The sequence below is a fragment of the Paenibacillus sp. SEL1 genome (assembly GCF_054602535.1).
In genome coordinates this window covers 1144931-1162922 of the sequence record NZ_CM137723.1, presented here as the reverse complement: position 1 = coordinate 1162922, position 17992 = coordinate 1144931, and the positions used below count along the sequence as shown (strand labels likewise).

Genomic DNA, 17992 nt, shown 5'->3' with positions numbered 1-17992 from the left:
ATAAGCCATCACAGGTTGTGAATGAGCGGTAAAATGGATTAGCTATTGCGTTTTGACAGATGGAACGATAAAGTTGAGGATGCGTTAAAGTAGTTGTAGTTAATCACAGAATATCACAAACGAGCAGTTAAATCTTCCAAAATAACAACCATACGGCCAAGGCGTGGCTTCAAGTTTCCCTTCATATATAATGATTGGGACTAAAGCTGTGTCCGATGGCACTACATTTTAAGATAAGCGGGTTGAGGTAGAATGGATCATGAAAAGCAGCGATTAAGTATCGAGGCAGCCAGATTATACTATCTAAACGACTACAGTCAGCAAGATATCGCGGTCAGACTCGGGGTTTCGCGTCCTACGGTATCGCGGTTACTTCAGGCTGCCAAGGAACAGGGATACGTGCGGATCAGTATTGTGGACCCGATGGAGGATATGGACGCGCTCGGAGAGCAGGTGAAGAAGAAGTACGGACTGGATACTGTGTTAGTCTGTTATTCGCCGTTAAATGAATATCAGGAGATTAAGAAGCATATTAGCAAAAAAGCAGCCGATTATTTGCATGAAACGGTACAGGATGCTGATATTATTGGAGTGACATGGGGAACAACAATGCATGCCGTGGCGCTTCATCTCCAGCAAAAGCAGGTCAAGGGTGTTGAGGTGGTTCAGCTCAAAGGAGGCGTGAGCCATTCACATGTCAACACATATGCCGTGGAAACCGTGAATTTGTTCGCAGAAGCCTTTCATACCATAGCAAGGTATTTGCCGCTGCCTGTGATTTTCGACAGTCACGCCGTTAAGAAAATGGTTGAAGAGGATCGGCATATCCAGCGCATCATCGAACTTGGCAAGCAGGCGAACATCGCTGTGTTTACGGTGGGGACGGTCAAGGAGGATGCGTTGCTGTTCCGATTGGGCTATTTTAACGGAGAAGAGCAGAAGCTACTGCAAAGAATTGGCAAGGGCGATATTTGCTCGCGCTTTTTTGACGCTGAGGGCAATATATGCAGTCAGGAAATCAATAGCCGTACCGTCGGGATTGATTTGCCTGATTTGCGAAAGAAGGAGAAGTCTATTCTCGTCGCTGGAGGCCAGCGTAAAGTGGAGGCCATTCGGGCATCGCTGCGTGGCAAGTATGCGAATATTTTGGTGACGGATCAGTTTACGGCTCAAGCACTTTTACAATAGAGCAAGTCGTCTCAACCCAGCAAAATATACGGCTATGGCACGTCCCTACAGGGTAATATGAATTGTAGGTGACGCCTTGTGCCTAAGCTTGAACATAATTTCAAAATGTGTTTTACATATGTTCAAAGCCGTGCTATGATGGTCTCATCACAGAGAAATAAATGACTTTTGTCTTCACACTATTTATCTAATGAAGGAGCTTTTAGATATGAACATTGCAGCATTAATCGACCATACATTGTTGCGTGCAGATGCGACGAAGGATGAAATTACGAAATTGACTGCCGAAGCCAAAAAATATCAGTTTGCTTCTGTATGTGTGAACCCGGCGTGGGTAGCTTATGCAGCAGAACAGCTCGCAGGCACAGGTGTAGCCATCTGTACAGTTATCGGTTTTCCGCTGGGAGCGAGCACGTCGGCAACGAAAGCATTTGAAACGAAAGATGCTATTGCTAACGGCGCGACTGAAATTGATATGGTTATTAACATAGGCGCTTTGAAGGCACGTGATGTACAGCTCGTCGAGCAGGACATCCGTGCGGTCGTGGAGGCAGCTGCCGGTACACTGGTAAAAGTGATTATCGAAACTTGCTTGCTGACAGACGAAGAGAAGGTACTGGCATGTGAGCTGTCCGTCAAAGCGGGAGCGAATTTTGTGAAAACCTCGACAGGCTTCTCAACAGGTGGAGCTACTGCGGAAGATGTGGCTTTGATGCGCAAAACGGTAGGACCTGAGATTGGTGTTAAGGCTTCAGGCGGTGTACGCAGTCTGGAAGACGTGCAAAAATTAGTAGAAGCTGGCGCAAGTCGGATCGGCGCAAGTTCCGGTGTGAAGATCATCGAGGGCGAGCAGTCTACATCTTCCTACTAAGTTTCATTTTAAAGTCATGGAGGGATTCGCGATGAAGGATCAATTGATTCAGAAAGCGCTTGAGGCGCGTAAACAGGCATACGTTCCGTATTCGAATTTTCAGGTGGGTGCTGCGATTCTCGGAAGCGATGGCACGATTTATCACGGATGTAATGTGGAAAATGCCTCCTACGGCTTATGCAATTGTGCAGAGCGGACAGCGATTTTTAAAATGGTATCCGAGGGCTGCCGTAAAATTGATTCGATTGCGGTTGTAGCTGATACGGAAGGGCCTGTGTCTCCATGTGGGGCATGCCGTCAGGTCATTTCCGAATTTGCTCATCAAGATACCAAAATTTATCTGACAAACCTTCATGGCAACACGGAAGAGTGGACGGTGGATCAATTACTGCCGGGTGCTTTTCGACCTGCGGATCTGGGCAAATAAAAAAAAGAATGCCTCTTTGGAGCGCATTCTTTTTATAGGGAATGTAAGCGCTTAATGTAATGAGGGGGAAATTAAATGAAATATGTAATCGCTCTGGTGGGACTGCTCGTTGTATTTGCACTTACTTACGTTGCCAGCAGTGACAAACGTAAAATCAGGTATCGTCCGCTGATAGTTATGGTTGTTTTGCAAGCAGCGCTTGCTTTCGTATTGTTGCATACAGGAATTGGCGAATTTTTGGTCAAAGGCTTTGCAGAAGGTTTTAATAGTCTTTTGGCATATGCAACTGAAGGGATTAACTTCGTTTTTGGCGGAATTGCGAATGAAGGAGCAGCACCGTTCTTTATCGGTGTACTGCTGCCAATCGTGTTCATATCCGCGCTGATTGGTATCTTGCAATATGTAAAAGTGTTACCTTTTATTATTAAATATATCGGGCTTGTCTTGAGCAAAGTAAACGGAATGGGTAAACTGGAATCCTACAACGCTGTAGCTTCGGCTATCTTGGGTCAATCCGAGGTGTTTATTTCCGTTAAGAAGCAAATTGGTCTGCTGCCAAAACATCGGTTGTATACGCTGTGTGCGTCTGCGATGTCTACAGTGTCCATGTCGATTGTGGGAGCTTACATGCAAATGTTAAATCCCAAATATGTGGTCACAGCTTTGGTATTGAACCTGTTCGGCGGTTTTATTATCGCTTCCATTATTAATCCGTACAAGATTGAGAAGGAAGACGATTTACTGGAGGTTCAGGAGGAAGAGAAGCAGTCCTTCTTCGAAATGCTCGGGGAATATATTATGGACGGTTTCAAGGTTGCTATTACGGTAGCTGCAATGCTGATCGGTTTTGTGGCGCTGATTGCCATGGTTAACGGGATTTTCTCCTGGTTGTTTGGAATCAGCTTTCAGGCGTTGCTTGGATATGTGTTTGCGCCTTTCGCTTTTGTCATGGGTATTCCGTGGAACGAAGCCGTTCAGGCGGGCAGCATTATGGCTACCAAACTCGTATCCAACGAATTCGTGGCCATGCTGGATCTGACCAAGCAAACAGGCTTGTCGGAGCGCACGGTCGGGATCGTATCGGTATTCCTCGTATCCTTTGCTAACTTCTCATCCATCGGTATCATTTCCGGGGCTGTGAAGGGTCTGCATGAAAAACAGGGAAATGTGGTGGCCCGCTTTGGTCTGAAGCTGTTGTACGGGGCAACGCTGGTTAGCGTGCTGTCGGCAACGATTGCAGGGTTGTTTTTGTAAAAAAAACAGCGAGTCAGGAAAGGATTTTTATGATGTCTAAATTCAAACGGATTCACTTGGTGGTTATGGACTCGGTTGGTATCGGCGAAGCGCCGGATGCTGCCCAGTTTGATGATTACGATGTAGATACACTCGGTCATATTGCTCGCGAACGCGGTGGCCTGAAGATGCCGAATATGGGTAAGCTCGGTCTGTCCAATATTCGTTCCATAGAAGGAGTGGCAGCGGCCGACAAGCCGCTCGCGTATTACACTAAGATGCAGGAAGCGTCCAATGGTAAGGATACGATGACGGGCCATTGGGAAATCATGGGTTTGAATATTGCAGTTCCTTTCCGTGTATTTCCTGATGGGTTCCCGGATGAGCTGATTCAACGCATTGAGGAGCACACAGGTCGCAAAGTTATTGGCAATAAGCCTGCTAGCGGAACGGAAATCATTGATGAACTGGGCGAAGAACACGTGAAAACTGGAGCGCTCATCATCTATACCTCGGCGGACTCTGTGCTGCAAATTGCGGCGCACGAGGAAGTTGTACCTTTGAAGGAGCTCTATGAGATTTGCGAGTTCTGCCGTAAAATCACGCTGGAAGATCCGTACATGCTGGGTCGCATTATTGCACGTCCGTTCGTAGGCGAGGCAGGGAACTTCTCCCGTACCTCCAATCGACATGATTATGCGCTCAAGCCGTTTGGTCGCACCACCATGAACGAGCTGAAGGATGCAGGTCTGGATGTGATCGCCTTGGGTAAAATCTCTGACATTTATGACGGTGAGGGTGTGACGAAGGCGGTGCGTACGGTGTCCAATATGGACGGCATGGATAAGCTGGTGGCTACGCTCGATGAGAATTTCACCGGATTAAGCTTTCTGAATTTGGTGGACTTTGACGCTGTATACGGTCACCGTCGTGATCCGCAGGGATATGGTCAAGCTTTGGACGATTACGATGCGCGTCTGCCAGAGGTTTTTGCCAAAATGACCGATGGCGATCTGCTGATCATCACTGCAGATCATGGGAATGACCCGACGTATCGGGGAACGGATCACACCCGCGAATATGTACCTTTGCTGGCATATTCGCCACGTTTTACAGCTGGGGGCAAGGAGCTTGCGGTTCGTAAAACCTTTGCTGATATTGGAGCGACTGTAGCAGATAACTTTGGTGTAAAACTGCCTGAACACGGAACGAGCTTTTTGGCAGAGCTTCAGTAATCAAGGACCAGCAAGAGTAAGCAAGATTACTAGTAACGATATAAATAACGATACAAGCATGGACAAATGGGACGGAGGAATAAAAAATATGAGTGTACACATTGGAGCCAAACCCGGAGAAATTGCAGAAACGATTTTGCTGCCAGGAGACCCGCTACGGGCAAAATTTATTGCTGAAACGTATCTGGAGGACGTGACCTGTTACAACGAGGTTCGCGGAATGCTCGGATTCACGGGTACGTACCAAGGCAAACGCCTATCTGTGCAGGGAACTGGGATGGGGCTGCCTTCCATCAGTATTTATGTCAACGAACTGATTAGCGAATACGGTGTGAAAAACCTGTTCCGCGTAGGTACATGCGGCGGAATGAAGGAGCATGTGCACGTTCGTGACGTCATTTTGGCACAAGCATCCTGTACGGATTCCGGCATGAACCGCCATATCTTTGGCGGCTACGACTACTCGCCGATTGCCAGCTTCGATCTATTGAAGGGCGCTTATGATCGTGGTGTTGCCAAAGGCCTGAACATGCATGTCGGTAATGTATTCAGCTCAGACAGCTTCTACCGTGATGACAAATCAGTGGTACAAAAGCTGATGGAATACGGCGTGCTGGGCGTAGAGATGGAAACTTCGGCTTTATATACGTTGGCAGCCAAGTTTGGCGTAAACGCACTGACGATTCTGACGGTAAGCGATCATTTGCTGACGGGGGAAGAAACGACCGCAGAAGAACGACAAACAACCTTTAAAGAAATGATGGAAGTTGCACTGGATACAGCAGTATCTCTGTAAACGATCATACGCACAGTGAGGAGAAATGACATATGAGAATGGTAGACTTGATTGAGAAAAAACGTGACGGAAAAGAACTGAGTACGGAGGAAATTAATTTTATTATCCAAGGCTACACTCAGGGTGAAATTCCCGATTATCAAGTCAGTGCATTGGCGATGTCCATTTTCTTCAAAGATATGACTGAACGCGAACGCGCTGATCTGACGATGGCGATGGTTCATTCGGGTGATACCATTGATCTGTCCGCGATTGAAGGTGTAAAGGTCGATAAGCATTCCACTGGCGGTGTGGGTGATACAACAACGCTGGTACTGGCTCCGCTCGTAGCGGCCTTGGACATTCCGGTAGCCAAAATGTCAGGCCGCGGCCTCGGACATACCGGAGGAACAATCGACAAGTTGGAGGCTATTGCAGGCTTCCACGTCGAAATCAGCAAGGACGAATTTGTGGATTTGGTGAATCGCAGCAAAATTGCGGTCATCGGACAAAGCGGTAACCTGACACCTGCGGACAAAAAGCTGTATGCCTTGCGTGACGTTACGGCGACGGTCAACTCGATTCCGCTGATTGCCAGCTCGATTATGAGTAAGAAAATCGCTGCCGGCTCCGATGCCATTGTGCTTGATGTAAAAACAGGTGCAGGCGCATTTATGAAAACCGTAGATGATGCCAAAGCACTGGCACATGCCATGGTAAGCATCGGTAACAATGTGGGTCGCAAAACGATGGCAGTCATTTCCGATATGAGTCAACCGCTGGGTCTGGCCATCGGTAACTCGCTGGAAGTGAAAGAAGCGATTGATACGCTGCGTGGCGAAGGACCGAAAGATCTGGAAGAGCTGTGTATGGCTTTGGGCAGTCAGATGGTATTTTTGGCAGGGAAAGCAGAATCCCTTGAAAACGCCGAAGAGAAGCTCAGAGAAGTCATTCGCAATGGCAAAGCACTGGAGAAATTCAAAGAGTTTATTGCGAATCAGGGCGGTGACGCTTCTGTCGTGGATCATCCTGAACGCTTGCCACAAGCACAGTATCTTATTGAGGTACCTGCGAAGCAGGACGGTGTGGTAGCTGAAATCGTGGCTGACGAAATCGGTACCGCAGCGATGTTGCTTGGAGCAGGACGTGCGACCAAAGAATCCGAGATTGATCTGGCTGTCGGCTTGATGCTGAACAAAAAGGTCGGAGATGCTGTTCAAAAAGGCGATTCACTGGTTACCATCCATGCGAACCGTGAAGATGTAGCTCAAGTACTGGAGAAAATCTACGCGAACATCCGTATTGCGGATCATGCGGAAGCACCAGTGCTGATCTACGGAACGGTGACAGAGTAAGCGAGCGGTAAGACCTATTCAAAAAGTTTTGTTGGGTGTCTTTGATCAAGTTTGAAAAATATGACAGCTGGACTCATAATAGATATGAGTTCGGCTTTTTTTATTGTAAGGCCGAGGGCAGTTGAGTGCGTGAAACGCGCGAAATATAAAACCACCCGCTATGCGGGTGAAGGGAACGAGGGTTTGGCCAATAAGACCATCCCGATAAAATGGAGATAATCAGGCTCGATAGAGAAAATGGTATTAAATGTAAAACTGGAATAATAGTTTAGCGCCCACGAAGTGTGTAAATATCACATCGTGTTTACTCCGAAGTATAAACGCAAAGAGATCTATAAACAAGTGAGAAAGGATTTAATAGAAATTGTAAAACGATTATGTAAGTATATGCCTGTTGATTAACTATAATAAGTAATTTAATCCATAAAACTAGAAGTACTCTGGAGAAGAACGCGCTGAATTAGAATCAGCCATTCATCAAGTAGTTTGTGAAGATAGAAAAGTCGAGAAAATCGTGCAAAGAAAGAATGGCATGTTTGGGCCACGCCGTTTGAGCAGCATAAAATAGTCATTTGAGCAGGACATAGACGATGAACGCACAGAACAGTTGCCCATAGACCGCATTTGGGGTCGTACCAAACAGAGTTGGAATATTCAAATGTTGCTTGATCCAACGGAAAAAGACCTCCATCTGCCACCAAGCTTTACACACTTTATTTTACAGGCTCTGCTCTTTATGTATGTCAATCAGCATGGGGAGTTACAAGAGAGAGCTAGTTAGGGAGCGTGTATTAATTATATAGTTGAATAACCAAGAATGACCCAGCCAGAAGTTTTGACCAGGTCATTTTCTTTACAGGGGGATTTATTCTGCTGTTCGCAGTCGTTCTACGATAGTTTTCTTGTTGCTCAGAGAATAAATAGCGAGAGGAAGACAGATCCCAAGCACGAGCAGAACAGGCAGCACGAGGATCAGCGGCCAAATAATAAATTTATAACTCATAAACCACATTACGTTACTCAAAGGTCTTGCAATCAAGACGGAAAATAAGCTTCCTAATAAGATGGAGCATATGCTAGTACCGAGCACATAGTACAGACCCTCATAAATGAGCATTGTCTTTAATTGTTTATTAGTCATACCGATACTTTGTAGTATAGCAAATTCTTGATGGCGGGTCAGAATGCTAGTTAGAAGCGCGTTTGCAAAATTAAGTGTACCAATCAAACCGATAATAACGCTGAGCATACCGCCAATCATCAAAATAGTATTTCGCATACCTAATAACGCGGTAATTACGGTAGATTTGGATCGATAGTGCATCGTTCGCTCCTTTACTCCGGTATAGTTCTTTAAGAAGCTCTCCATCGTTTTTTCTTTACTGTTGGATACATTAAAATCATAACTCATCACCGTAGGCTTCTTCACAAGTGTTTTGTAGATATCCGCCGGAAGAAAGAATTCAACATTAGCACCTATTACACCATTATTAATTCCTTTTCGGGCGGCATGACCGAGGACTGTGAATTCATGGCTAGTATACTCCTGGACTTTTGCTGTGTCCATATAGTTATGAAGGACAACCTTTTCACCTATTTTATATGCCGAATATTTCATTTTGGGATTACCATCGTTATCCAGTATGACATTTTCCAGGATATATTTACCCGAAGCCAGCTTGCCATAATCAAGCTCACCGTCAATTAATTGTAGTCGGTGAAGAGGAAACTCTTCGAGACCATATGCTGCTGCTGATATGTTGCCACGAGCGTCGGTGTCGTATGGTAAAGAGCCACAAGCATTAATGCCTGCTGGCGTTGCAGATAAGTTGCCACGAGCGTCGGTGCCGTCTCCCTTTAAGGTCTCTTTACAATCAGCAGTGAGTAAATTGCTGCCACTGTACAATCGTCCACCTTCTTCAAAACCAGGTTGTGCTTGTACGGCCTGGATATAACTTTCCGTCGTTGCATTGTCAGGACCTGTGAAATGTTCTTGAAAATAACCTGCATGTGCAATCACAAAGTCAGCGTCAATGCTTCTAGACACATATTTATCCATATCCAGACTTTGGGATAATGTAAAAGTAATATTCAGTAGCGCCAGACTTAGAGAAAGGCCAATCAGCACTAAAGTAGTCCGCTTCTTATTGCGCCCTAAGTTGGCTTGAGCCATCAGCGGCATTTTAGCACCGTTAGTTGATTTTTTCAGTTTTTTCTTACCCTTTTTGATAGCTCCGTCTACGTATCTTACTGCCTCGATTGGAGACACAGTCGCTGCAATCCTAATAGGCTTATAAATACTGATGATAACTGTAATGGCTGCAAACAAAGCGGAGCTGATAAAAATCCATGGGTTGGGGGATAGGGTTACCTCAGCGTGCCCAAAAGTGTTCATAAGCAGAGGGAGAAGCGATTTTCCGACCCCAAAACCCACAAGTAAGCCGATGGGAACTCCGACCAAGGAAAGAAATAATGCCTGTCTATGAATGAGCCTACGGAGTTGGCTACTGCTTGTGCCGATGGTTTTTAGAAGACCGTAGAAACGAATATCACGCATCACCGAGATTTGGAAAATATTATAGATGATCAAATAGCCAGTAAGCATGATCAGTAACAGACCACCAGCTAAGACAAAGACGACTTCAGGGTTCGAACTGAAAGTGTTGGAAAAATACGTCCAGTTCACAGAACTTGCAATGTAGTTCGGTGCATTTTGGTCTAGGGAATAACCGCTTTCTGTAATCACTTGATCAAGTTTTCCCTGGATGTTCGAGCTGTTATCGAACATGATATCTGCCCTGATGGCTCCGGTCCGATTATAATCCTGCTTATATGTGTTAATTAATTCTTCAGCATGGGCATCCACATAAGCTTTAGAAGCATAGATTGTGCCTACGTCCATCCCGGCGGCGAGGTCACTCTTCCACCAGCCGACGAGGATAAATTCACGCTGCACCGTTTTGCCGTGAACCTCAAGCTTCAAGGTCAATGGGACGCCCTCTTTCAGGGGAATACCCAGTAACTGTAAGGTGCTAGAGTCCGCGATAACCTCATTTTCTGCCACCGGTTTGTGGCCTTTTTCTAGCTCAACCAATCCTAGCTTTAGCCCTAGATCGTCACGATACCAGAACTCCGTTTTGCGCTTTAAAAATTGCTCGTTTGTTACCTTTTGACTTAACGAGCGGCAATATGCTATCTCCTTAATAAGAGGGTGGTCTTTGATGTGATTAAATTCCTCATCGTTGATAAATTTGAGAGAAGCATGCGCTTCCCCACCGGCCTGTCGCATCGTTGCCTGCTGGAAACTTTCCATCGCGCCAATCCCCATAGTAAACACAGATGTAAATAACAAAGTGGTTAAGGCAATAGCGATAATCGCAATAATATTGCGGGTTTTATTCGCTTTAAAACTTTTATCTGATAAATTATGAACGCCCTTACTGTTTTTTACTTTGGTCATCGGGTCACACCACCTACAATTTTACCGTCCTCAATGCGGATGATGCGGTCTGCCATCTGCGCGATTTCTTCATTATGAGTAATCATCACCATCGTTTGAGCGAAGCGTTGGCTGGAGACTTTGATCAACCCGATGACATCCAGACTGGTTTTACTGTCCAGATTGCCAGTAGGCTCGTCGGCCAGAATAATGGCTGGTTTCGTCGCTAGTGCTCTCGCAATAGCTACCCGCTGTTGTTGCCCCCCTGAAAGATTGCTCGGTAGATTGTTTAATTTGTTCTCAAGTCCCAGCGTGTTCGTAATTTGAGTCAGATAGGCTTTGTCCGGTTGGTTTCCATCCAGTTCAATGGGTAGTACAATATTCTCATAGACATTTAAGACTGGAACTAGATTATAATTTTGAAAAATGAAGCCAATCTTTCTTCGGCGGAAAATGGTCAATTCTTCATTTTTCAGAGAATAGATATCCTTGCCGTCTACGGTGACGTTTCCGCTTGTAGGTCGATCCAACCCACCAAGCATATGCAGAAGGGTGGACTTTCCACTGCCGGATGTCCCAATGATAGCCACGAATTCACCAGTGCTTACCTCCATGTTGATTCCATCCAATGCATGAACCTCGGTATCTCCGCTGCCATAAGTTTTTCTGAGCTCTCTGGTTTCTAATATATTCATGTTTCTCTCTCCCCTAATAAAAATATCTTTATCGTAAGTGCTTACAACACAAATTTATTATAATGTCTCATTCTGACTTGAGTAAGCTGTGGAACGACTCAATGCGTGCATTTTTGTTCGGCGTCCTCGGCGGAATGCGCTCATGAACCGTTTCATGCGTTAGACAAGCCTGTTCAAAGACATGGCTAATAAACTGTGGACCATTATCGGTTCGAATCACCGGACGGACGTTAGATCCAATAGTTTTCTTTTCCACAAACTACGTTGAATGAGCCCAGCAGCATGCTGGCCTTCGCAAGACAACCCCATATAAAAATCAATCACCTTGTGATCGTAAACATCCAGCACCCATAACAGAAAAAAAGCGGTACTCGCCTGTGATATAGCAGTATTTAATGTCCAACTCCCATAATGGGTTGGATGCCGTGTTTTCACGATTGTTTGCTAACTTACGCGGATGTTTTGCCTGGATTTGAGAAACGAATCGAAAAGCCAGGCACAGGTCGACTCCGCCTTTATTAGAACGGGACGTGTGCTGATTATTCCTGCGGTAATAGTAAATCTGCTCGCTGACGCTGACGATCCGAAAAATGCGGCTTACCGCGTGTCCCAGCTTAATCCACTTGTCGGCTATTTCAATTTTGTCCGATAAGCTGGGTTCTGCTTTTTTAGCAAGTCTTGAAGTACAGAAATTTCCAGATCCTCCTCACCAAGAAGCTCCTTGAGTTGCTTGTTCTCGCCTTCTAGGGAGCGAAACTCCTGGGATGAGGGTGTGTATGCCTTAATCGTCTTGGACGACAGGACGGTTCGTTGCCAATCTCAATGCTCTGCTTGTTCGATCCAACGATAAAGCAGTTTAGGGTTTGATGTTTTGTCGACGAGCAACCTGAGACGCATTGCCTACTTCCTTGGCCTCTTGAATAACTTGCTGTTCGAACTCGATCGTAAACCTTCTTCGTTGCATAAAAAATCCCCTCCATCGGCTCAGTATCCAGACTACACTGTTAAGTGTGCTAGAATCAAATCCAATTTCGGGGCTTAAGAGATTCTTAGTTAGTCAGAATTATTCTTTCATTAGTTCCACGGAGACCAACTAGTGTCACAATCATTCGTTTTTACGAGACAATCATGCGCACAGTCATCAGGATCACATAATGCTTGCACTTCCATTTCAAAATCAACAGTTTCCAAAACCTTAACCTTTTCCATGTTAATTCACCTCCTCTCACTTTTAAATTATCATTAAAAACGCCTCTAAATTTTCTATTGTAAAAATCATCATGTTATTTGTCATACATGCCTGTTGATTAACTATAATAAGTAATTTAATCCATAAAACTAGAAGTACTCTGGAGAAGAACGAGCTGAATTAGAATAAGCATTCACCAGGCAGTTTGGAAGATAGAAAAGTCGAGGAAATCGGGCAGGAGAGTATGGCATGGTTGGGCCACGTCGTTTGAGCAGCATCGAATAGTATTTGAGCAGGACATAGACGATGAGCGCGCAGAACAGTTGCCCATAGACCGCATTTGGGGTCGCACCAAACAGCGTTGGAATATTCAAATGTTGCTTGATCCAACGAAAGAAGACCTCCATCTGCCATCGAGCCTTATACATCTGTGCAATTTGTTCTGCCGTGACCTGCATAACGCTCTCCGTGATAAGGAGCCCAGGGTAGTCTAACTGGTAAGTATAAGTGACAAATAACACTGAGCCTGAGCAGAACATGGTCAGGCTAGCGTCTTTAGGCGCAGTTTGGCAACAAGGGGTTATACCCTAGTGCAAACCACCCTTTTGCTGCTATTCGGTATCAACCGGATCGAGTGGAGCTCATGCAGTATGGTTTGGCGGGAGATCCTGAACGGATTAGAGAATATTCTCTGAAGCATCTGACTATCTTTGAACAGGATATATGAACACACTACCATCTGCTTTGTTTGAATTGGAATCATTGGAGTCACTGACGATCCAAGTAGCAGATTTGGAGGAGCTACCTGTGTGCCATCATGGTGACGATTGAATTGATATAGTGTAGCTTCAGCATATCTTTTGTAGGAGGGATATGAAATGGTGGAAAAATGGGTTTGTATGGGCGTTGCGGGGGTGATCGTAGGTTATGTCGCTTTTGCCAATATGAGCGTCCCGTCATCAACTATTACAGAAGTAAATCAGAGTCATTCGACTGTTCCGCTTAGTACGCAGAGTAAGCAAGGAAGTGCAGCGAAACGCATTGTACATGACCAGGAGATGCAATTTGGAGGACAAGGACAAACGAGCTTTAGATTTGAAGAGGGGCACAAGTTGTACATCAGTATCAAGAATACAGGCAAGCAACCCGTACAATACAAGCTCAATAGTGCGAATGGATTAGACTTGCAAGGGTCAACGAGCGGGTTTTCCAGCCAAACATTGCAGCCGGGAGAACGCCACGATCTGCTGTTTGTAAAGCCAGAGGGGCAGGATGAAGCTGCAAATGACTCCTTGAAAGAGATGATTTTGAAAGTAAGTACGGACGATGGATCGCAAGGAAGCGTTAAAACCTTCGCATATATTACACTGTAAGCTCCTTCCAGAAAGGGTGCGACATGCGGTCATTAGTCTACTTATGTTACAATAGAACGGTTGAAGACTTAATGAACAGAATAGGTCAGAGCAGAAAGCAGAAAGGATGACCCGTTGTGCCCAAAAACCATGAATTCGGTAATCAAAAGATGTCACGGAGGCTGTCACTCACAGCCATTTTACTTACACTTACTTTTGTAGCACTTACTGGCTGTGGTCAGGATAAGAATGCTGAAACCATTGATACTGGAAGCAGTACAAGCGTGATCGAGAACGGAGCCGGTGGTAATCGTAGCGGTTCAGCCCAAAGTGACAAAGCAGCGAAAGAGAGTGAGAGTGCAGAAAACAGCGGTACGGATGCACAAAAGTCAGCTCCTTCGGCTCCAGCTGCTTCATCGGATACATCTTCTTCTCCGGCAGTCTCCAATCCATCGCAAAATCCATTTGAGGTAGCAGGTATTCAAGATCCTAAAGCGTTTTTGAACACGTTCAAAGCGCTGCAGAAGGCAGTTGCCGACAATGACAAGGAGAAAGTGGCCGATTATATTTTGTACCCTCTGCGTGTTAATGATAGTGAAAAGTCGCTAACGATTCCGAATAAGAAAGATTTTATGGCCAAGTATGATCAGATTTTTACGGACGCAATTCGCGAGGCGCTGGTGAATCAAAAGACAGATGATTTGTTTGTTAATTATCAGGGAGTCATGGTGGGTTCGGGTGAACTGTGGTTGAGAAGAGCTACGGACAATCCGAAGCTTTTTGGAGTCTTTTCGATTAATCTTGAAACGGTTGCCAACTAAGTCGTACTCCGTGTGTAAATGACCTCTAAACGGTCGGAAACATATATCATGTTTCTGACTGCCCCCCTTTAAAGAAAGAAAAGTACAGATGATACATACCAAAAAAAGGTTTGACATCACTCCTAAACTCTCGTATTATATCCATATAACTCATTAAACAGGTAGGAATTAAAGAATTAAAGTATGATCTCGCCATTTTGGCGGAGAACCTCTAGGAACAGCAGGCAGACACTGTCCACGCGACAGGTTTGACCTATCAGAGCTGCATCAGGGAATTCTCCGCTCTTTTTTTGATTATGTCTGTAAATAACAGGCGTAAATGAATACAAATTACATAGAATGCGGGGTGTCTTGATGAAAAGGCAATGGAAAAGTGGACTTATTCTCGGACTATCTTTGGTTTTAACGATTATGCTGAGCGCTTGCGGGGTAAGCAAGGGAGGGACGCAGGCGGATGGTAGTTCTGCTGCCGGTTCCAAGGAAGTGGAGTTGCTCAATGTTTCTTATGATCCGACCCGTGAGCTGTATGAGGCATATAATAAAGCGTTTGCCGCCCATTGGGAGAAGGAGAAAGGACAGAAGGTTACGATCAAGCAATCTCATGGAGGATCTGGCAAGCAAAGTCGTTCTGTGCAGGACGGGCTGGATGCGGACGTGGTAACTCTGGCCCTGGGCTACGATATTGATGCGCTACAGGAAAAAGGACTTGTTAAAGAGGGGTGGCAAAGTAAATATGAGCATAACAGCGCCCCGTACACTTCAACCATCGTGTTACTGGTGCGCAAAGGGAACCCGAAAGGGATCAAGGACTGGGACGATTTAATCCGTGGCGATGTGCAAGTTATTACACCGAATCCTAAAACTTCGGGCGGGGCACGTTGGAACTATCTTGCAGCCTGGGCCTATGCGCTCAAGAAGAACAATAACGATGAAGCTAAAGCCCAGCAGTTTGTACAGGACCTGTATAAGCATGTGCCCGTACTGGATAGCGGAGCACGTGGAGCGACAACGACTTTCGTAGAGCGTGGAATTGGCGATGTGCTGATTGCATGGGAAAATGAAGCATTGCTCTCCGTGAAGGAGCTGGGTGCGGATAAATTCGATATCGTATATCCATCGATCAGTATATTGGCTGAACCTCCGGTAGCAGTAGTCGATAAGGTGGTAGATAAAAAAGGTACACGCGAGGTGGCGGACGCGTACCTGAAATATTTGTACAGTGAAGAAGGGCAGACCATTGCTGCCGAAAATTATTATCGCCCAACACTGGAGAGTGTGACGGCAAAGTTCAAGGATCAATTTCCTAACTTGGAGCTCGTAACCTTGAAGGATGTATTCGGGACATGGAAGGAGACGCAGCAGAAGCATTTCAGCGACAAAGGCATTTTTGACCAGATTTATGTACCCGGCAGTTCATAAAATAGGTGGACTGTGTAGGGATTGGATCGGTAGCCGCGAGTGTCATAGTGAATGGATTCAGAGAGGGATGAACAGAACATGAGTCAAGTGCAAGCCACCCGAAAACGCGTACTTCCCGGGTTCGGGTTAACAATGGGTTATAGTGTGCTGTATCTCAGTCTGGTGGTGCTGGTGCCTTTATCGGCACTGCTTCTGAATTCAACTGGACTGACGTGGGAAAAATTTTGGGACGTGGCGACTGATGTCAGGGTGCTGGCTTCCTACAAGGTAAGCTTTTTGTGTGCCGCGGCTGCGGCGCTGATCGACCTGTTTCTCGGTTTATTGATAGCCTGGGTGCTGGTGCGTTATGAGTTTCCGGGGAAACGAATTTTTGATGCGGTGATTGATCTACCCTTTGCTTTGCCTACTGCCGTAGCGGGGGTTGCTTTGACTGCTCTGTATGCGCAGAACGGCTGGGTCGGTTCATTGTTTGAACCGCTTGGATGGAGGCTGGCATACTCACAGACGGGAATTACGCTAGCATTGATGTTTATTGGCATTCCGTTCGTCGTACGGACAGTTCAGCCGGTTTTGGAGGAGCTGGATAAGGATGAGGAGGAGGTCGCTGCTACGCTGGGAGCTGGCAGATGGCGTATCTTCTGCAGCGTTATTGTGCCGGAGCTGGTGCCACCGCTGTTGACGGGTTTTGCGCTCGCCTTTGCCCGTGGTATTGGCGAGTACGGTTCTGTCGTCTTCATCTCTGGCAATATGCCGATGAAAACGGAAATTGCTCCACTGCTCATCATGTCCAAGCTGGAGCAAAATGACTATGCAGGAGCTACGGCGGTAGCGTTGATGCTGTTGGTGATTTCATTCGTGCTGTTACTCGTGATTAACAGCATTCAGCGCTGGTCACGGCGCCGTGCAGTTTAACGTAACTGCCTGAACGCAACTGTCTAATGTAATTATCTAACGTTAACATGCAGGGCTGCGCATGATACCCGCATTCTAAGGAGGGATACACCATGTCACAAGCAATAACTGGGCAGGAGCTTGCTTCTGCACCAGTGCCTTCATCCGCACCGCCCAACAGGGTCACGACCGAGGCCACTTGGGTGAAGTGGACGCTGATTGGTGCTGCTTTTTTAGCTTTGCTCTGGGTGCTGGTATTGCCGCTAATCGTCGTGCTTACCGAAGCGCTCAAGCAAGGATGGAGCGTCTACGTCGAAGCGTTACGGGACCCAGATGCCATGTCTGCATTGCGGTTGACGCTGCTGGTGGCAGCGATAACGGTACCGCTGAATACGGTATTTGGTGTAGCTGCCGCTTGGCTGATCACGAAATTTCAATTTCGCGGCAAAGGCTTGCTGGTCACCTTGATTGATTTACCCTTTGCCATCTCTCCTGTCGTCGGAGGGCTGATGTATGTATTAGTGTTCGGCGCACAGGGCTGGCTTGGACCGTGGTTGGACGAGCATGATATTAAAATTATATTTGCTCTGCCTGGTATTATTTTAGCGACGCTGTTCATCACCTTTCCATTTGTGGCGCGAGAACTCATTCCAATGATGGAAGATCAGGGACAGCAGGAGGAAGAAGCGGCGGTCACGCTGGGCGCGCGCGGCTGGCGCATTTTCTGGAAAGTGACGCTGCCGAACATCAAGTGGGGTCTGCTGTATGGCATCATTTTGTGTAATGCGCGAGCCATGGGTGAGTTCGGTGCAGTGTCCGTCGTCTCTGGACATATCCGGGGAGAGACGAATACACTGCCGCTGCATGTAGAAATTTTGTATAACGAATATCAATTCTCGGCATCTTTTGCGGTGGCCTCGTTGTTATTGTTACTAGCTCTGGCTACTTTGGTGCTTAAAAGCTGGTTTGGACGCAAACGCGTGCATTAATTTATGATTTTGTATATGATCCCTCAGGGCCTCTCTTTGCGTCTATCGTCTGTTAACGGCGAGAAGATGGGAAGAGAGGCCCTTGTTCTAAGGTAGCTTATATGGATAATAAA

The 17992-nt window shown here is 46.2% G+C and carries 16 protein-coding genes and 3 pseudogenes; 14 read left to right on the top strand and 5 right to left on the bottom strand.

Annotated elements, in window-relative coordinates; translation table 11 throughout:
* The first annotated feature begins 252 nt into the window (after window positions 1-252).
* The 8 genes and pseudogenes from ACYCSE_RS05505 to ACYCSE_RS05470 form a co-directional block, all read left to right on the top strand.
* The gene (locus ACYCSE_RS05505; RefSeq protein WP_023990386.1) at window positions 253-1188 is read left to right on the top strand and encodes a sugar-binding transcriptional regulator; all 936 of its coding nucleotides are present in this window, start codon (window positions 253-255) and stop codon (window positions 1186-1188) included.
* A 208-nt stretch (window positions 1189-1396) separates the two neighbouring features.
* Entirely contained in the window at window positions 1397-2059 is a 663-nt protein-coding gene (gene deoC, locus ACYCSE_RS05500; protein WP_134903747.1) for a deoxyribose-phosphate aldolase, read from the top strand.
* A gap of 31 nt (window positions 2060-2090) precedes the next feature.
* Entirely contained in the window at window positions 2091-2486 is a 396-nt protein-coding gene (locus ACYCSE_RS05495) for a cytidine deaminase (RefSeq protein ID WP_459701799.1), read from the top strand.
* Between the two features lie 75 nt (window positions 2487-2561).
* Window positions 2562-3740 (top strand): NupC/NupG family nucleoside CNT transporter, encoded by a 1179-nt coding sequence (locus tag ACYCSE_RS05490; protein WP_235306383.1) that lies wholly within the window; start codon window positions 2562-2564, stop codon window positions 3738-3740.
* Window positions 3741-3769: 29 nt separating this feature from the next.
* A complete protein-coding gene (gene deoB / locus ACYCSE_RS05485; protein ID WP_459701798.1) occupies window positions 3770-4954 on the top strand; it encodes a phosphopentomutase in 1185 nt (394 codons plus the stop codon).
* Between the two features lie 88 nt (window positions 4955-5042).
* Entirely contained in the window at window positions 5043-5750 is a 708-nt protein-coding gene (gene deoD / locus ACYCSE_RS05480; protein WP_013312036.1) for a purine-nucleoside phosphorylase, read from the top strand.
* Between the two features lie 32 nt (window positions 5751-5782).
* Window positions 5783-7084 carry a pyrimidine-nucleoside phosphorylase gene (locus ACYCSE_RS05475; RefSeq protein WP_039273927.1) on the top strand — a complete coding sequence of 434 codons (1302 nt, stop codon included), beginning with the start codon at window positions 5783-5785 and terminating at the stop codon, window positions 7082-7084.
* Between the two features lie 282 nt (window positions 7085-7366).
* A pseudogene (locus ACYCSE_RS05470) lies at window positions 7367-7483 on the top strand (transposase); the annotation flags it as partial.
* A 172-nt stretch (window positions 7484-7655) separates the two neighbouring features.
* Here the strand turns inward: ACYCSE_RS05470 and ACYCSE_RS05465 are convergent.
* The 3 genes and pseudogenes from ACYCSE_RS05465 to ACYCSE_RS05455 form a co-directional block, all read right to left on the bottom strand.
* Window positions 7656-7781, bottom strand: a pseudogene (locus ACYCSE_RS05465) (transposase); the annotation flags it as partial.
* Between the two features lie 168 nt (window positions 7782-7949).
* Entirely contained in the window at window positions 7950-10544 is a 2595-nt protein-coding gene (locus tag ACYCSE_RS05460; protein ID WP_459701797.1) for an ABC transporter permease, read from the bottom strand.
* Complete coding sequence (locus ACYCSE_RS05455) at window positions 10541-11218, bottom strand: ABC transporter ATP-binding protein (RefSeq protein WP_459701796.1); 678 nt, start codon at window positions 11216-11218, stop codon at window positions 10541-10543. Before ACYCSE_RS05455 ends, ACYCSE_RS05460 begins: the two co-directional genes overlap by 4 nt.
* 472 nt (window positions 11219-11690) lie before the next feature.
* On the opposite strand from ACYCSE_RS05455, the gene ACYCSE_RS05450 reads away from it, so the two are divergent.
* Window positions 11691-11870, top strand: a complete 180-nt coding sequence (locus tag ACYCSE_RS05450; protein ID WP_459701795.1) for a hypothetical protein — start codon at window positions 11691-11693, stop codon at window positions 11868-11870.
* Between the two features lie 422 nt (window positions 11871-12292).
* Here ACYCSE_RS05450 and ACYCSE_RS05445 read toward each other — a convergent pair whose 3' ends face one another.
* Both ACYCSE_RS05445 and ACYCSE_RS05440 read right to left on the bottom strand, forming a co-directional pair.
* The gene (locus ACYCSE_RS05445; RefSeq protein ID WP_301336228.1) at window positions 12293-12427 is read right to left on the bottom strand and encodes a hypothetical protein; all 135 of its coding nucleotides are present in this window, start codon (window positions 12425-12427) and stop codon (window positions 12293-12295) included.
* Window positions 12428-12691: 264 nt separating this feature from the next.
* A pseudogene (locus ACYCSE_RS05440) lies at window positions 12692-12853 on the bottom strand (transposase); the annotation flags it as partial.
* Between the two features lie 432 nt (window positions 12854-13285).
* Here ACYCSE_RS05440 and ACYCSE_RS05435 point away from each other — a divergent pair.
* From ACYCSE_RS05435 to cysW, 5 genes are all read left to right on the top strand, one after another.
* Complete coding sequence (locus tag ACYCSE_RS05435) at window positions 13286-13780, top strand: putative periplasmic lipoprotein (RefSeq protein WP_459701794.1); 495 nt, start codon at window positions 13286-13288, stop codon at window positions 13778-13780.
* 116 nt (window positions 13781-13896) lie between these two features.
* Window positions 13897-14580: a hypothetical protein gene (locus ACYCSE_RS05430; protein ID WP_235306378.1), complete on the top strand. Its 684-nt coding sequence runs from the start codon at window positions 13897-13899 to the stop codon at window positions 14578-14580.
* 354 nt (window positions 14581-14934) lie between these two features.
* Entirely contained in the window at window positions 14935-15999 is a 1065-nt protein-coding gene (locus ACYCSE_RS05425) for a sulfate ABC transporter substrate-binding protein (protein WP_440723459.1), read from the top strand.
* A 78-nt stretch (window positions 16000-16077) separates the two neighbouring features.
* Window positions 16078-16911: a sulfate ABC transporter permease subunit CysT gene (gene cysT / locus ACYCSE_RS05420; protein WP_440723460.1), complete on the top strand. Its 834-nt coding sequence runs from the start codon at window positions 16078-16080 to the stop codon at window positions 16909-16911.
* Window positions 16912-17003: 92 nt separating this feature from the next.
* Complete coding sequence (gene cysW / locus ACYCSE_RS05415) at window positions 17004-17879, top strand: sulfate ABC transporter permease subunit CysW (protein WP_250260386.1); 876 nt, start codon at window positions 17004-17006, stop codon at window positions 17877-17879.
* Window positions 17880-17992: the final 113 nt, after the last annotated feature.

Bases quoted from the DNA above. Each gene is read 5' to 3' on its own strand.
- ACYCSE_RS05490 (WP_235306383.1), top strand. From the start codon at position 2,562: ATGAAATATGTAATCGCTCTGGTGGGACTGCTCGTTGTATTTGCACTT.
- cysW (WP_250260386.1), top strand. From the start codon at position 17,004: ATGTCACAAGCAATAACTGGGCAGGAGCTTGCTTCTGCACCAGTGCCT.
- ACYCSE_RS05460 (WP_459701797.1), bottom strand. From the start codon at position 10,544: ATGACCAAAGTAAAAAACAGTAAGGGCGTTCATAATTTATCAGATAAA.
- ACYCSE_RS05425 (WP_440723459.1), top strand. From the start codon at position 14,935: ATGAAAAGGCAATGGAAAAGTGGACTTATTCTCGGACTATCTTTGGTT.
- deoC (WP_134903747.1), top strand. From the start codon at position 1,397: ATGAACATTGCAGCATTAATCGACCATACATTGTTGCGTGCAGATGCG.
- ACYCSE_RS05435 (WP_459701794.1), top strand. From the start codon at position 13,286: ATGGTGGAAAAATGGGTTTGTATGGGCGTTGCGGGGGTGATCGTAGGT.
- ACYCSE_RS05475 (WP_039273927.1), top strand. From the start codon at position 5,783: ATGAGAATGGTAGACTTGATTGAGAAAAAACGTGACGGAAAAGAACTG.
- ACYCSE_RS05505 (WP_023990386.1), top strand. From the start codon at position 253: ATGGATCATGAAAAGCAGCGATTAAGTATCGAGGCAGCCAGATTATAC.
- ACYCSE_RS05455 (WP_459701796.1), bottom strand. From the start codon at position 11,218: ATGAATATATTAGAAACCAGAGAGCTCAGAAAAACTTATGGCAGCGGA.
- ACYCSE_RS05445 (WP_301336228.1), bottom strand. From the start codon at position 12,427: ATGGAAAAGGTTAAGGTTTTGGAAACTGTTGATTTTGAAATGGAAGTG.
- ACYCSE_RS05495 (WP_459701799.1), top strand. From the start codon at position 2,091: ATGAAGGATCAATTGATTCAGAAAGCGCTTGAGGCGCGTAAACAGGCA.
- deoD (WP_013312036.1), top strand. From the start codon at position 5,043: ATGAGTGTACACATTGGAGCCAAACCCGGAGAAATTGCAGAAACGATT.
- cysT (WP_440723460.1), top strand. From the start codon at position 16,078: ATGAGTCAAGTGCAAGCCACCCGAAAACGCGTACTTCCCGGGTTCGGG.
- deoB (WP_459701798.1), top strand. From the start codon at position 3,770: ATGATGTCTAAATTCAAACGGATTCACTTGGTGGTTATGGACTCGGTT.